Consider the following 14,209-nt stretch of genomic DNA (forward strand, 5'->3'; position numbering starts at 1 on the left):
CTATCGTGGTTTTCCGCAATGCGCGCGCGGACCTCTCGCCGCACGACTTTCGTTCGAGGCCCGGTTTGACCGACGAGACGCTCTCTCCCGCGCCACCGAGCGCCGTCGATCGACCCGCCGGTGCGGTGCGGCGCCGTCGCGACCTGTTCGTCGAGACCGCGCCGCTGGTCGTCGTCGCGCTGATCGTCGCCCTCCTCGCCGCCCTCGTCTGGGTCGCCGACCGGCGCGAGCGCGAGGATGCCGGCGAGGCGCTGATCCGCGACGCGCTGTGGGTCGAGCAGGCGCTGCGCTTCCAGCTCGACGCCGCCCGCGACGCGCTGGAGCGCATCGGCATCGACATGGGCGCGGCGCGGCCGAACGAGGACGTGGTCGCCGCCCGTCTGCGCACCCTGATTGCGACGCATCCCGAGATCGGCGAGGTCGAATGGCGCGACGATCTCGGTGCCGTCCGCGTCGCGGTGCCGCCCGACGCGCCGCCGATGACCAGCGACGCGCGCACCGCCGGCCTGCTGCGCGGCTTCGCCGAACCGCGCCACGGCCCGGCCGGCGGCATCGCCGACCTGACCGTGCCGGTCTTCGACCACGACGTCCGCATCGGTCGGCTGACCGCCCACGTCCATCTCGACCGGCTGTTGGCGCTGCACGTGCCCTGGTGGATCTCGCAGCACAACCAGGTCTCGCTGGTCGACCGCGACGGCACGGCGCTCGCCCGCAAGACGGCGATGAAGACCGAGCGCGGTGCCGCCCGCCACGGCCTCTCCTTCGACCCGCCGCTGCCCGGCGTGCAGCTGGTGCTGATCGCCCACGGCGGCGGCTCGACCTTCCTGCGCAACCTGCTCGGCGCCGGCGTCATCGGACTGGCGGCCGCGGCGGTGGTCTCGCTCTTCGGCCTGATGCTGCACTATCGCCGCCGTCAGGCCGCCGAGCACAGCCTCGGCGAGGCGCTCGCCCTGCGTCGCGCCATGGAGGACAGCCTGACCGTCGGCATGCGCGCCCGCGACCTCGAGGAGCGCATCATCTACGTCAATCCGGCCTTCTGCCGGATGGTCGGATGGGACGCGTCGGAACTGGTCGGCCACGAGCCGCCGCAGCCCTACTGGCTGCCCGAACTCGTCGACGAGACGCTGGAGCGCCATCGCGCGCTCGGTCGCGGCGCGCTCGATGCGATCTCCTTCGAGACCCGCTTCCGCCGCCGCGACGGCGAGGTCTTCGACGTCCAGGTCTACGAGGCGCCGCTGATCGACGCCTCCGGCGTCCATCGCGGCTGGATGGGCTCGATCATCGACATCTCCGAGGCCAAGCGCGTCGAGGAACGCGAGCGCCTGCAGGCCGAGAAGCTGACCCGCACCGGCCGCCTGATCTCGCTCGGCGAGATGGCCTCGACCATCTCCCACGAGCTCAACCAGCCGCTCGCCGCCATCGCCTCCTATGCCTCGGGCTGCCTGCACATCCTGCGCACCGGCCAGCCGCGCGAGGAACTGGTGGCGCCGCTGGAGAAGCTCGACGCCCAGGCGCGACGCGCCGGCGCGGTGATCCGGCGCGTCCACGACTTCGTGCGCAAGCGGGAACCGGCCTTCGCCCGTATCGACCTCGCCGAACTGGTCGCCTCGCTCGCCGCCTTCGTCGCCCCCGACGCGCGCAAGCAGAAGGTCGAGATCGTCACGGCGCTGCCCGACGGCCCGCTCGCCGTGCGTGCCGACCGCATCCTGATGGAACAGGTGCTGCTCAACCTGATGCGCAACGGCATGGAGGCGATGGCCCAGGCCGAGCCCGCCACCCGCCGGCTCGAGGTCGAGGCCGAGCGCCACGCCGGCGCCGACGGCGACACGGTCCTCGTCACCGTCGCCGATCGCGGTGGCGGCATCGCGCCGGAGGTGGCCGAGAAGCTCTTCTCGCCCTTCTTCTCGACCAAGCCGGAGGGCATGGGCATGGGGCTGGCGATCTGCCGCTCGATCGTCGAACTCCACCGCGGCCGCCTGGAGTTTGCGCCGCGCGAGGGAGGGGGTACGGTGTTCTCGATCACGCTGCCCGCCGAGGCGGACGAGGCCCCCCGATGAGCGAGACCGCCGACCAGACCCGCACGCCTTCGACGGCCTCCGCCGTGCACGTCGTCGACGACGACCCGGCGGTGCGCGATTCGCTCGTCTGGCTGTTCCGCATGCGCGGCTTCGAGGTCGCCGCCTGGGAGAGCGGCGAGACCTTCCTCGAAGGCATGGCCACGGGGGGGCTGCGCGGCTGCGTCCTGCTCGACGTGCGGCTGGGCGGCATGTCGGGGCTCGAGGTGCTCGACCGGCTGGAGGAGATGGGTTCGCACCTGCCGGTGATCGTGCTGACCGGCCACGGCGACGTGCCGGTGGCGGTGCACGCGCTGAAGAAGGGCGCCGTCGACTTCGTCGAGAAGCCCTTCGAGGCCGAGGATCTGGTCGATCGCGTCGGCCAGGCGCTCGACCTCGAACGCCGCCGCCACGGCGCCGTCTCCGCTGCCCGCGAGGTCGAACGCCGCCTCGCCACCCTGTCGGGCCGCGAGCGCGAGGTCATGGACCTGATGCTGCGCGGTCAGCTCAACAAGCAGATCGCCGACGATCTCGGCATCGCCATGCGCACCGTCGAAGTGCATCGCGCACGCATATTGGAGAAGTTCTCCGTGCGCTCGGCGGTCGAGCTCGCCGGTCTCCTCGCCGCGATGCGCCGTGACGAGGGGTGATCACATCCTCCGATAGCGCACCCGCGCCGAACGCTCGATCGCGGCGGTGACCAGCGGGTCGAGATCGAAGGCGTCGCGGACCATCTCGAGGAAGCGCAGCTCTTCCTGTCCCGCCACCAGATCGACCGCGGCGACCTCGACGGCGAGGGCGTAGGCGGTCTCGAGCAGCTTGTCGGGCAGCGCCGCCTTGGCGCGCTCGATGATGTGGACGAGGCCTTCGGAGGACTCCAGGATCTTGGCGGTCTCGGCGGCGATGTCGCCGAGGCGGGCGCGGTCGAAGCCCTCGAAGGCCGGCAGCGTCTCGACCAGTAGACCGATCTCGCCGATCTCGCTCTCGCTCATGGTGCGGTCGGCCATGGAGACCGTCACCATCAGGTGGATGAGGGCTTCGTGGGCGGAAAAGGTCTTCGGCATGGGGTCTCCGGCGCTCGTGCGTCTGGGGTTCGCCGCAAGCTAGGGTGCGAGACGAGCGGATTCAAGGCGAAGCGGCGTCGTCGTTGACGCTCCCGGTCGCGGGGTCTAGTGTCCGCCCTCGTTTTCGCGAGGCTTTCCGCCTTTCCACCCCCCCGAAGAGGATGACAGATGACCGCTCGGCCCCCGCGCGCGACCGACCTTTCCCCCGAGCTTCTCGCCGCCGCCGCCAAGACCAAGGCGTGGCCCTTCGAGGAAGCGCGGAAGATCGTCGCCCGGCTCGAGAAACATCCGAAGAAAGAAGTCCTCTTCGAGACCGGTTACGGCCCCTCGGGCCTGCCGCACATCGGCACCTTCGGCGAGGTCGCCCGCACCACCATGGTGCGCCATGCCTTCCATGTCCTGACGCAGAACCAGGTGCCGACCAAGCTCCTGTCGTTCTCCGACGACATGGACGGCATGCGCAAGGTGCCCGACAACATGCCGAACCAGGCGCTGCTCCACGCCAATCTCGGCAAGCCGCTGACCGTGGTGCCCGATCCCTTCGGCACGCACGAGTCCTTCGGCCACCACAACAACGCCATGCTGCGGCGCTTCCTCGACGCCTTCGGCTTCGACTACGAGTTCGCCTCGGCCTCCGACTACTACGCCCGCGGCGTTCTCGACGAGAAGCTGATGGTCATGCTCGCCCGTTACGACGAGGTCATGGCGATCATGCTGCCGACGCTGCGCGAGGAGCGGCAGAAGACCTACGCGCCCTTCCTGCCCGTCCATCCCGAGACCGGCGTCGTCATGCAGGTGCCGATCGACGAGCGCGACGCCTCGAAGGGTACCATCGTCTGGACCGACCCCGACACCGGCAAGAAGTACGAGACCTCGATCCTGTCGGGCGGCTGCAAGGCGCAGTGGAAGCCCGACTGGGCGCTGCGTTGGGCCGCCCTCGACGTCGACTACGAAATGTCCGGCAAGGACCACATCGACAACGTCAAGACCTCGGGCAAGATCTGTCGCGTGCTCGGCGGCCGTCCGCCGGAAGGCTTCAACTACGAGCTCTTCCTCGACGACCAGGGCCAGAAGATCTCCAAGTCCAAGGGCAACGGCCTGACGATCGACGAGTGGCTGACCTATGCCTCGCCGGAGAGCCTGTCGCTCTTCATGTTCCGCGAGCCGAAGGCGGCGAAGAAGCTCTATTTCGACGTCATCCCGCGCAACGTCGACGAGTACTACCAGTTCCTCGACGCCTTCGACCGCCAGACGATCGATCAGAAGCTCTCCAACCCGGTGTGGCACATCCATTCGGGCGAGCCGCCGAGGAAGCACATGCCGGCGTCCTTCTCGATGCTGATGAATCTGGTCTCGGCCTCCAACGCCGAGGATCGCGACGTGCTGTGGGGCTTCATCAAGCGTACCGCGCCCGACGTCACGCCCGAGAACGCGCCGGAACTCGACCGTCTGGTCGGCTACGCGATCCGCTACTTCCACGACTTCGTGAAGCCGACCAAGGTCTTCCGCACCCCCGACGACGCCGAGCGCGGCGCTCTGGCGGCGCTGGACGCCGCACTCGCGGCGCTGCCGGCGGAGGCGGAAGCCGACGTGATCCAGACGGCGGTGTTCGACGTCGGCCGCGCCCACTTCCCCGACCCGGCCAAGAAGGGCCCGGACGGCGGACCCGGCGTGTCGCTGAACTTCTTCGCCGGCCTCTACCAGATCCTGCTCGGTCAGGAGAAGGGCCCGCGCTTCGGCTCCTTCGTCGCGCTCTACGGCATCGCCGAGACCCGCGCCCTGATCGCCAAGGCGCTCGCCGGCACGCTCGAGGCGTGACGTCGGATCCGGCGGAGGCTTCGTGCCGCCGGTTGCGCTCTCATTCGGCGCCGGTCGTTCCGCGGGGCGGGGCGGCCGGCGTCGTCGTTTCGTCGCGGCCTTCGGCGAGCGGCGCACTCGTCGGATCGGGCGGCACGCCGCCGCGCCATTCGTAGACCGGCGTCGCCGCCGGCGGCGGCGCCGAGCCCCAGATGCCGAGGCCGGCCTCGCGCGCCTGTTTCTCCGCCTCGGCGAAGCGACCGTCGTCGCCCGCCCGCGCCCAGCCGCTCGCCACGAAACGCTCCGCCACGTCGCCGCCGGCGAGGAAGCGGCACGACGCCTCGAAGCTCCCCGACCGTGCCTCCGGCGGGATCGGGCAGACGACCGCCTTCATCCGCACGAGAAGCCGCAGCGCCAGCAGCGCCCGTCGGCCGCAGGCCCAGCGCGCGCCGACGGCGTCGGTGCAGGTCTCGTCGAGCGGCAGCGCCGCGACGCCGGCGAGGTGCACCCGGATGCCGCCGACCCGCAGCTCCTCGGCGCTCTCCACCACCACCGGCCCGAGCCGCCGATCGACCGGCGCGCCCGGCGGTGGCTTCGGCTTCTTCGGCAGCTCGATGCGTTGCGGCGGCGCGTCGAAACGCGGCGGCGGCGAGATCCCCGGCCCGCCGATGATCCGCACCTCGCCCGCCGAGACTGGGAGCGTTGCGGCGAGGAGGACGAGGAGGGCGAGCGGACGGATGGCCGGGATGGTGATCGATGTCACGCGACCACCGTTCGCCTTCACCCTGAGGTGCCCGACCGAAGGGAGGGCCTCGAAGGGCGAAGGCTCGACGGGCCGTGCCTCTCGGCCCTTCGCCCTTCGAGGCTCGCTTCGCTCGCACCTCAGGATGAAGGGCCTCCGCGAGGCTCCGATAGCGCTGAGCATCGCGAGGGCCCCCCTCATTGGCTCGCCCACAGGATGCGGGCGAGGCCGGCGATGCGGCCGGCGGCGAGCACCTCGGCGTCGCCGCCGACGATCGGAGCGAAGGCGAGACCGTCCTCGGCGTGGCCGGCGAAGACGCGGGCGACCGGCGGGCCGCGATCGATCCGCAGCACGACGCGATCGCCCGGGCGGATCGGTTCGCCGTCGGAGACGATCAGCACGTCGCCCGCCCGGTAGAGCGGCAGCATGGCGTCGTCGGCGACGCGCAGCGCCGAACGGCCGAGGGGCTCGGTCGCGAGCATCGGCCCCGCCTCCTCACTGAAGCCGGCGGCCTCGTCCGGCCGGATCGTCTCGCCGTCGATCAGGTGGACCAACTCCCACAGCGGCGAACCCGTCGCCGTCAGGATCTTGGCGATCGACTCGGTCGAGGGCCAGCGCGGTCGTCCGTCGGCGGTGAAGCGCTTGGAGCGGTTGAAGGCGGTGGCATCGAGGCCGGCGCGCCGGGCGAGCCCCGACGGGCTCAGACCATGGCGCGCGGCGATCGCGTCGATCGCCGCCCAAAGCCGTTCGTGTCTGGTCCTGGACCGTTCCATCGGTCTCTCCGCCTCGTTTTCCACCGCGCACCGAACGGGAGCGCCATCATTGACCGATTCGCAGGCTCCGCCGATAGTGAGTAATCAATCGCTGGTTGAATCTCCTCCCGGTTCCCTTCGGATGTCGCGACTTGCGGCGGCGACGCGCGGCGACTAGGGTCCGCCTCGCCCGTTCCACGGCTCCGGCGACGCCGCCGCGGTGCCCGACGGCAGCGAGGATGGCGCCCGATGCCCACGCTCTACAAGATCACCGGACGCGACGAATGGGCCGAGGCCGTGACGCGCGGCGTCTTCGCCGGCGCTCCCGTCGATCTCGCCGACGGCTTCATTCATTTCTCGACCGCCGCGCAGGTCGCCGAGACGGCGGCGCGCCATTTTGCCGGCCGCACCGATCTCCTCCTCGTGGCGCTCGCCGACACCCCCTTCGGCGCCGCGCTGAAGTGGGAGCCGTCGCGCGGCGGCGCGCTCTTCCCCCATCTCTACGGCACCTTCGCGCCGGGCGATGCACTGCGGGTCGTCGACCTGCCGCTCGGCCCTGACGGCCGCCACCTCTTCCCGGAGCTCGAACCGTGATCGACCTCTACGGCCTCGCCCGTCCCTTCGTCTTCCGCCTCGATCCCGAGATCGCCCACACGCTGACCATCAAGGCGCTGGCGACCGGCGTCGTGCCGAAGTGCAACCGCCCGGCCGATCTCCGGCTCGAGACCCGACTTTGGGATCTCGCCTTCCCCAATCCGGTCGGTATCGCCGCCGGTCTCGACAAGAACGCCGAGGCTCCCGACGGCCTGCTGGCGCTCGGCTACGGCGCGGTCGAGGTCGGCACGGTGACGCCGCTCGCCCAGCCCGGCAATCCGAAGCCGCGGCTCTTCCGCCTCGTCGAGGACCGCGCGGTGGTCAACCGCTTCGGCTTCAACAACGAGGGCCACGCCGCCATGCGCGCGCGGCTGATGCGTCGCCGCGGCCGCGGCGGCCTCGTCGGCGTCAACATCGGCGCCAACAAGGAGAGCCCGGACCGCATCGCCGACTATGTCGCCGGCATCCGCGCCTTCGCCGATCTCGCCTCGTGGTTCACCGTCAACGTCTCCTCGCCCAACACGCCGGGCCTGCGCGATCTCCAGGCCAGGGACCAGCTCGACGACCTGCTCGGCCGCGTCGCCGCCGCCCGCGACGAGATCGCCGCGACCGGTGCCCGCCGCGTGCCGGTGCTGCTCAAGATCGCCCCGGACATGACGGAAGAGGGCCTCGCCGACGTCGCCGAGGTGGCGCTCGCCCGTGCCGTCGACGGTCTCGTCGTCTCCAACACCACGCTCGACCGCAAGGGCCTGCGCTCGGCCCAGTCGGCCGAGACCGGCGGCATGTCCGGCCGGCCGCTGTTCCATCGCTCGACGGTGATGCTCGCCCGCATGCGCAAACTCGTCGGCCCCGATCTGCCGATCGTCGGCGTCGGCGGCATCGATTCGCCCGAGACCGCGATCGAGAAGATCGCCGCCGGCGCCAACCTCGTGCAGGTCTATTCCGGCCTCGTCTACGAGGGGCCGCAGCTGGTCGAGCGCATCCTCGCCGGCCTCTCGGCCCATCTGACCCGCGCCGGGCTGAAGCGCCTCTCCGACCTCGTCGGCACCCGCACCGACGACTGGGCGGCGCGCGACCCGGACGCCGGCCGATGAGGTCGCCTGGGGGCCGGCTTCGTGTCACCATGACGACGGATTCGGTGCGCGTCCCCGCGGGCGCGTCGCCGGCTCCGCTCCATCCCGCCCGCCCGGTGTGACCGATGCTGCTCTACCTGCCCGTCGCCGAATGGCCCGTGAACATGTTCATGATCTTCGGCGTCGGCGCGGCGGTGGGGTTCATCTCGGGCATGTTCGGCGTCGGCGGCGGCTTCCTGCTGACGCCGCTCCTCGTCTTCTCCGGCATCTCGCCGGCGGTGGCGGTCGCCTCGGTCTCGGCCCAGGTGGCGGCGTCGTCGGCGTCGGCCGCGCTCGGCTACTGGCGGCGCAAGTCGATCGACTGGAAGCTCGCCACCTGGCTGCTCCTGTCGGGCATGGTGGGATCGACCATCGGCGTCGTCGTCTTCTCGGCCCTGCGCGGCATCGGCCAGCTCGATCTGGTGATCGCTCTCTGCTACGTCGTGCTGCTCGGCTTCATCGGCGCCTTCACCACGCGTGAGGCGATCGGCACCATCCTCGCCAACCGCGGCCCGGTTCCGCCGCCGCCGCCGGTGCGTCGGCCCGACGGCTGGATGCAGTCGCTGCCGCTCAAGGTGGTCTTCCCGCGCTCGCGGCTGGTGGTCTCGGCGATCCCGGTGGTGGCGCTCGGGGTGATCGTCGGCTTCTTCGGCACGCTGCTCGGCATCGGCGGCGGCTTCATGATCGTGCCGGCGCTGATCTACCTGCTCAAGGTGCCGACCTCGATCGTGGTGGGCACCTCGCTCGTCCAGATGGGTGCGACCATGGTCTTCGCCACCTTCCTGCAGGCGGCGACCACCCGCACGGTCGACATCGTGCTGGCCTTCCTGCTGATGGTCGGCGGCGTCATCGGCGCCCAGTTCGGCCAGCAGATCGGCCAGCGCCTGCGCGGCGAACAGCTGCGCGCCCTGCTCGGCCTCCTGATCCTGGCGGTCGGCATCCGCTTCGCCGTCGAACTGGTGCTGCCGCCCGCCGATCCCTATACGCTGCGCGTCATCCTCGGGGGAGCGACGCCATGACGGGGGGAACGCCGCGCCGCCGCGCCGCCGTGCTCGGGCTCCTCGCGCTCGCAGCGACCGTCTGCGCGCCTCCCGCGGCGGCCGAGGCGCTGGTGTTCGAACCCTCGACCCGCCAGGTCGAGATCACCTCGAACTTCTCCGGCACGACGCTGACCGTCTTCGGCACCATCGAACGCGACGCCGCGACCGTCGGCCGTTCGGCGGGCTGGGAACTGGCGGTGACGCTGGTCGGGCCGAACCGCACGCTGGTCACCCGCCGCAAGGAACGCACCCTCGGCATCTGGATCAACCGTGAAGGCCGCACCTACGTCGCGCCCTCCTACTACGCGGTGGCCACCACCCGGCCGATCGCCGAACTGGCGACGCCGGAGGCGCTGAAGGGCGCGCAGGTCGGTCTCGACGCGCTAATCCTGCCGGAGTCGATCCCCGGCGGCGTCGAGATCATGGCCGGCTCGCGCGACTTCCGCGAGGCCTTCCTCCGCCTCCAGCGCACCGCCGGTCACTATGCCGAATATCCCGGCGGCATCCGCCGCATGGGCGCGACGCTCTGGGCGACGACCCTGCCGATCCCGGCCGACGTGCCGGTCGGCGCCTATCGCGTCCGGGCGATCCTCTTTGCCGACGGCGGCCAGATCGCCGAGGGCGAGACGGCGATCGAGGTCGCCAAGAGCGGTTTCGAGAGCACGGTCGCCGATCTCGCCGCCCACCGTCCTGTGCTCTACGGCATCGCCTCGGTGGTGATCGCGCTCCTCACCGGCTGGCTCGGTGGGGTTCTCTTCCGCCGCGACTGACGCCGAGACCGACGATCGACCGCGCCGGCATGGCGTGGACACGGCCCTCGCCGAGGAGATGGACGACGAGGTTCGGTCGTTCGAACAGTCCGGCGAAGGCGCGCGAGGCGACGTCGAGCCCACCGGCGAGGCTGCCGTAGGCCGGCAGGATCAGCCGCCGTCCGTCGCCGGCGAAGCAATGCCGCCGCACCGTGCCGCTCGCCACCTTCACCCGCGCCGCCGGATGGAGATGGCCGGCGAGTTCGCCGGCGGAAGCCGGGTCCGCGCCCGGCCGCGGTTCGTGACGGAAGACGAGGGCGCCCATCGCCAGTTCGGCGATCCGCTCGCCGCCGATTGCGCCGACCAGTGCGGCGTCGTGATTGCCGTCGACCCACAGCCATTCGCGGCCCATCTGCAACGCCGAGAGCCGCGCCCGCGCCCCCTCTTCGATCCGTTCGACGGCGAAGGGATCGTGGAAGGCGTCGCCGAGCGAGATCACGCGGGCGGGCATGAGTGCTGCCACGTCGGCCTCGAGCCGGGCGAGCGTCGCGTGGGTGTCGAAGGGCGGCAGCAGCGAACCGCGCCGGGCGAAGGACGAGGCCTTCTCGAAATGCAGATCGGCGACGATGAGCGTTCGCGCGGCCTCCCACCAGGCCGCGCCCGAGGGCAGGCCGACGAGAACCTCGCCCGCGACCTCGATCCGGCTGTCGCCGAAGGGCTTCGCCGCGCCCGTCATTCCGTCGCCTCCCGCATCAGGGCTTCCGCCGCTTCCGCCAACATGTCCTCGCCCGCCGACCCCGGCACCGGCTCGCGGCCGATCTCGGAGAGCACCGGCACGGCGAGCGGCGAGATCCGGTCGAGGCGCACGTGCCGCACCTTGCCCGCCACCCGCGCCAGCATGTCGGCCAGACGCCGAACGTCGAGCAGCCCGTGGGCGGCATCGGCGCGAGTCGCTTCGATCAGGATGTGGTCGGGCTCGTGCGCGCGCAACACGTCGAAGACGAGATCGGTCGAGGCGGTCATCTGCCGCCCGCTCTTCTCCTTGCCGGGATGCCGGCGTTCGACGAGGCCGGCGATGATGGCGCAGTTGCGGAAGGTGCGTTTCAGCATCATCGATTCGCCGAGCCACGCCTCGAGATCGTCGCCGAGCATGTCCTCGTCGAAGAGCTCGGCGAGCGATGGGCGACGGCGTTCGAAGGCTTGGCCGAGATCGACCGCGGCCCAGACGCTCAGGCAATAGTCGTTGGCGACGAAGCCCATCGGGCGGAGCCCCGCCCGCTCCATCCGCCGCGTCAGCAGCATGCCGAGCGTCTGATGGGCGAGCCGGCCCTCGAAGGCGTAGGCGACCATGTGGAAGCGGTCGCCGTGCGGGAAGGTCTCGACCATCAGCTCGGTCTTCGACGGCAGACGCGAATGCTCGCGCTGCAGCTCGAGCCAGATGCGGACCTGTTCGGGCAACGCCCCCCAATGGCCGGGATCGGCGAGGAGCCCGCGCACCCGCTCGGCGAGATGGGTCGAGAGCGGGAACTTGCCGCCCCAATAGGACGGGATCTTCGGATCGCGCCCCTTGGCGCGGGCGACCAGAGCCTCGTTCTCGCGCAGGCCGACGAAACGCAGCACCTCGCCGCCGAAGAGGAACGTGTCGCCGGAGGTCAGCGTCTCGAAGAAATACTCCTCCATCTCACCCAGCACCCTGCCGCCGAAACGCGGCATCCGGCCCTTGTCGCCCGAGACGAGGCGGACCTTGACCATCGGCATCTCGACGATGGTGCCGACGTTGAGCCGCCACTGCTGCGCCACCTGCGGATTGGCGACGCGCCACAGACCTTCCTTCGTCCGCCGGATCTTGGCGTAGCGCTCGTAGACGCGGAGCGCGTAGCCGCCGGTCGCCACGAAGTCGACCACCCGATCGAAACGCGCGCGCGTCAGCCCGCGATAGGGCAGCGCCGAGGTGACTTCGGCGAAGAAGGCGTCGTCGGCGAAGGGAGAGGCGACGGCGCGACCGAGGACGTGTTGGGCGAGCACGTCGAGCGCCCCCGCCCGGATCGCCGGCGTGTCCTGCGTGCCTTCCGCATTGGCCTCGCGGGCAGCGAGGCATTCGAGCACCTCGAAGCGGTTGGCCGGCACCAGCAGCGCCCGGCTCGGCTCGTCGAGCCGGTGGTTCGATCGGCCGATGCGCTGGGCGAGGCGGCTCGCGCCCTTCGGCGCGCCGACGTGGATGACGAGATCGACGTCGCCCCAGTCGATGCCGAGATCGAGCGTCGAGGTGGCGACGACCGCGTCGAGGCCCTTCGGCCCGCCGCCCGCCGCCATCGCCGCTTCCACCCGGCGACGCTGGGCGACGTCGAGCGAGCCGTGATGCAGCGCGATCCTGAGCCCCGCGTCGTTCGCCGCCCACAGGTCCTGGAACACCAGTTCCGCCTGGGCGCGGGTGTTGACGAAGACGATCGAGGTCTTTGCCTTGCCGATCGCCTCGAGCACCGACGGGATGGCATGGCGGGCGAGGTGACCGGACCACGGGATGCGCACGTCGGGATCGAGGATCTCGACGATCGCCGGAGCGCCGGGCGGCGCCATCACGAGATCGGCCTCGCGCCGCGGACCGTCGGGGGCCTGCGCTACCAGCCAGGCGGCGAGCTCGGCCGGATCGGCGACGGTTGCCGACAGCCCGACCGCCCGGAGCCCCGGCGCGAGTGCGCGGAGCCGAGCGAGGCCGAGGGCGAGGAGATCGCCGCGTTTCGACGTCACCAGCGCATGCAGCTCGTCGAAGATCACGCATTCGAGCGAGCCGAAGAGATCGTCCGCCTCGCGCGAGCCCAGAAGCAGCGCCACCTGTTCCGGCGTCGTCATCAGGATGTCGGGCGGATCGTATTTCTGCCGCTGCCGCTTGTGGGCGGAGGTGTCGCCGGTGCGCGTCTCGACCCGGATCGGCAGGCCCATCTCGGCGATCGGCGTCTCGACGTTGCGGGCGACGTCGACGGCGAGCGCCTTGAGCGGCGAGACGTAGAGCGTGTGGATGCCCCGCCGTTTCACGCCGCGGCCCTCGGCGACGAGCTTCTGCTTCGGCCGCCCGGCGAGCGAGATCAGCGACGGCAGGAAGCCGGCGAGCGTCTTGCCGGCACCGGTCGGGGCGACGAGGAGGACCGAGCGGCCGTCGTGCCCGGCGTCGACGAGGCGCGTCTGATGCGGGCGGAGCCGCCAGCCGCGCGCGGCGAACCAGCCGGCGAAGGGCTCCGGCAGAGGCACGTCGGGGGAGGGGGCGGCGGTCGCGGTCACGCTCCAGAGGTAGACGTCGCCGGCCGCGCCGTCGAGGCCGCGAAACGACGAAGGGCCGGAACCCTTTCGGGATCCGGCCCTCGGCGAAGGTCGCTCCCGGGCGGCCGATGGCGGTCGGCGCCCGGGACGGCGATCATGGATCGCAGTCCTTGTACTCGTACGGCTTGCCGTACATGTCGTACTTGATCAGCGTGCGGCAGTGCGCACCGCGACGGGCGGGACGATAGTCGTCCTCGTAGTAGACGCGACGCGGCGGGGCGCGGCGGACGACGTACTCGTCGTCGTAATAGTCCGGCTGGTTGGCGTTGGCGATCGCCGAGCCGACGATCAGGCCACCGACGACGCCGAGCGCCGCGGCCGCCGCGGCATCGCCGCCGCCACCGCCGTGGTGGTGATGGCGCCGCCACTCTTGGGCTTCGGCGCCGGTGGAAACGGCGAGGGCACCGCCGAGCGTCGCGGCGATCATCAGGCCGGTGACGAGCTTTTTCATGGTCTTCCTCCATGCCGCCGGTGGGCGGTCGTTGTTCTGTCGAGTGCTTCGCCCCTGGAGACGCGTCGTCGCGCCGGAGGAGCGGGGGATCTCACTGCTGCCACGGCGGCCGGTTGCCGGACGACGAGGTCGCCGGGGGGCGGCTCGACGGCACGAAGGCCGGCTGGCCCTGAGGCGGTCCGCCCGACTGCTGCGGCGGAGGCGGCGGCGGAGCGTGACGCGGCGGCGGCGGTCCGGCCTGCGGCGGGGGCGGCGGGGGCGGTGCCGTATGCTGCCAACGCGGCGGCGGGTTGTAGCCGTAACGCGGCGGCGGCGGCGGGGGAGCGTAACGCGGCGGCGGCGGAGCCCAGCCGTATTGGCGCGCCGGCGGATTACGCACGACGTAGCTGTCTTCGTAGACGTAACGCGGCGTGCTCGCGTAGGTTCCACGATAGCTCGACTCGTAATAGTAGCCGTCGTCTTCGGTCGTCTGGCAGCCGGCCAGACCCAGCGCCGAGAGCGACGAGGCGAGCACCAGGGCGATGGACAGCGGTTTCATC

14 protein-coding genes are annotated in these 14,209 nt (G+C 71.3%); 7 read left to right on the plus strand and 7 right to left on the minus strand.

Annotated elements, in window-relative coordinates:
- The first annotated feature begins 65 nt into the window (after positions 1-65).
- Both ACT541_RS05530 and ACT541_RS05535 read left to right on the plus strand, forming a co-directional pair.
- Positions 66-2,057 (plus strand): sensor histidine kinase, encoded by a 1,992-nt coding sequence (locus ACT541_RS05530; RefSeq protein WP_476134916.1) that lies wholly within the window; start codon positions 66-68, stop codon positions 2,055-2,057.
- Positions 2,054-2,704: a response regulator transcription factor gene (locus ACT541_RS05535; RefSeq protein ID WP_476134917.1), complete on the plus strand. Its 651-nt coding sequence runs from the start codon at positions 2,054-2,056 to the stop codon at positions 2,702-2,704. The genes ACT541_RS05530 and ACT541_RS05535 overlap by 4 nt, the downstream gene beginning before the upstream one ends.
- Here the strand turns inward: ACT541_RS05535 and ACT541_RS05540 are convergent, their stop codons facing one another.
- Positions 2,705-3,118, minus strand: a complete 414-nt coding sequence (locus ACT541_RS05540) for a tellurite resistance TerB family protein (protein ID WP_476134919.1) — start codon at positions 3,116-3,118, stop codon at positions 2,705-2,707.
- Positions 3,119-3,286: 168 nt separating this feature from the next.
- Here ACT541_RS05540 and ACT541_RS05545 point away from each other — a divergent pair, with 168 nt between their 5' ends.
- Complete coding sequence (locus ACT541_RS05545) at positions 3,287-4,936, plus strand: lysine--tRNA ligase (protein WP_476134921.1); 1,650 nt, start codon at positions 3,287-3,289, stop codon at positions 4,934-4,936.
- 40 nt (positions 4,937-4,976) lie between these two features.
- Here ACT541_RS05545 and ACT541_RS05550 read toward each other — a convergent pair whose 3' ends face one another.
- Entirely contained in the window at positions 4,977-5,678 is a 702-nt protein-coding gene (locus ACT541_RS05550; protein ID WP_476134922.1) for a thermonuclease family protein, read from the minus strand.
- A gap of 176 nt (positions 5,679-5,854) precedes the next feature.
- The gene (locus ACT541_RS05555; RefSeq protein ID WP_476134924.1) at positions 5,855-6,430 is read right to left on the minus strand and encodes a S24 family peptidase; all 576 of its coding nucleotides are present in this window, start codon (positions 6,428-6,430) and stop codon (positions 5,855-5,857) included.
- Between the two features lie 228 nt (positions 6,431-6,658).
- Between ACT541_RS05555 and ACT541_RS05560 the strand changes: the two genes are divergently transcribed.
- From ACT541_RS05560 to ACT541_RS05575, 4 genes are all read left to right on the plus strand, one after another.
- Positions 6,659-7,003 (plus strand): DUF952 domain-containing protein, encoded by a 345-nt coding sequence (locus ACT541_RS05560; RefSeq protein ID WP_476134925.1) that lies wholly within the window; start codon positions 6,659-6,661, stop codon positions 7,001-7,003.
- Entirely contained in the window at positions 7,000-8,097 is a 1,098-nt protein-coding gene (locus ACT541_RS05565) for a quinone-dependent dihydroorotate dehydrogenase (protein WP_476134926.1), read from the plus strand. Before ACT541_RS05560 ends, ACT541_RS05565 begins: the two co-directional genes overlap by 4 nt.
- A 104-nt stretch (positions 8,098-8,201) precedes the next feature.
- Positions 8,202-9,134, plus strand: a complete 933-nt coding sequence (locus ACT541_RS05570) for a sulfite exporter TauE/SafE family protein (RefSeq protein ID WP_476134928.1) — start codon at positions 8,202-8,204, stop codon at positions 9,132-9,134.
- A complete protein-coding gene (locus tag ACT541_RS05575) occupies positions 9,131-9,925 on the plus strand; it encodes a TIGR02186 family protein (RefSeq protein WP_476134930.1) in 795 nt (264 codons plus the stop codon). Before ACT541_RS05570 ends, ACT541_RS05575 begins: the two co-directional genes overlap by 4 nt.
- Here the strand turns inward: ACT541_RS05575 and pdeM are convergent.
- From pdeM to ACT541_RS05595, 4 genes are all read right to left on the minus strand, one after another.
- Positions 9,885-10,640 carry a ligase-associated DNA damage response endonuclease PdeM gene (pdeM, locus tag ACT541_RS05580; protein WP_476134932.1) on the minus strand — a complete coding sequence of 252 codons (756 nt, stop codon included), beginning with the start codon at positions 10,638-10,640 and terminating at the stop codon, positions 9,885-9,887. The genes ACT541_RS05575 and pdeM overlap by 41 nt on opposite strands.
- A complete protein-coding gene (locus ACT541_RS05585) occupies positions 10,637-13,180 on the minus strand; it encodes a ligase-associated DNA damage response DEXH box helicase (RefSeq protein ID WP_476134933.1) in 2,544 nt (847 codons plus the stop codon). Before ACT541_RS05585 ends, pdeM begins: the two co-directional genes overlap by 4 nt.
- 133 nt (positions 13,181-13,313) lie before the next feature.
- Entirely contained in the window at positions 13,314-13,670 is a 357-nt protein-coding gene (locus ACT541_RS05590; protein WP_476134935.1) for a hypothetical protein, read from the minus strand.
- Positions 13,671-13,761: 91 nt separating this feature from the next.
- Positions 13,762-14,208 carry a hypothetical protein gene (locus ACT541_RS05595; RefSeq protein WP_476134936.1) on the minus strand — a complete coding sequence of 149 codons (447 nt, stop codon included), beginning with the start codon at positions 14,206-14,208 and terminating at the stop codon, positions 13,762-13,764.
- Position 14,209: the final 1 nt, after the last annotated feature.

Source organism: Pinisolibacter sp. DMC100 (genome assembly GCF_056313705.1).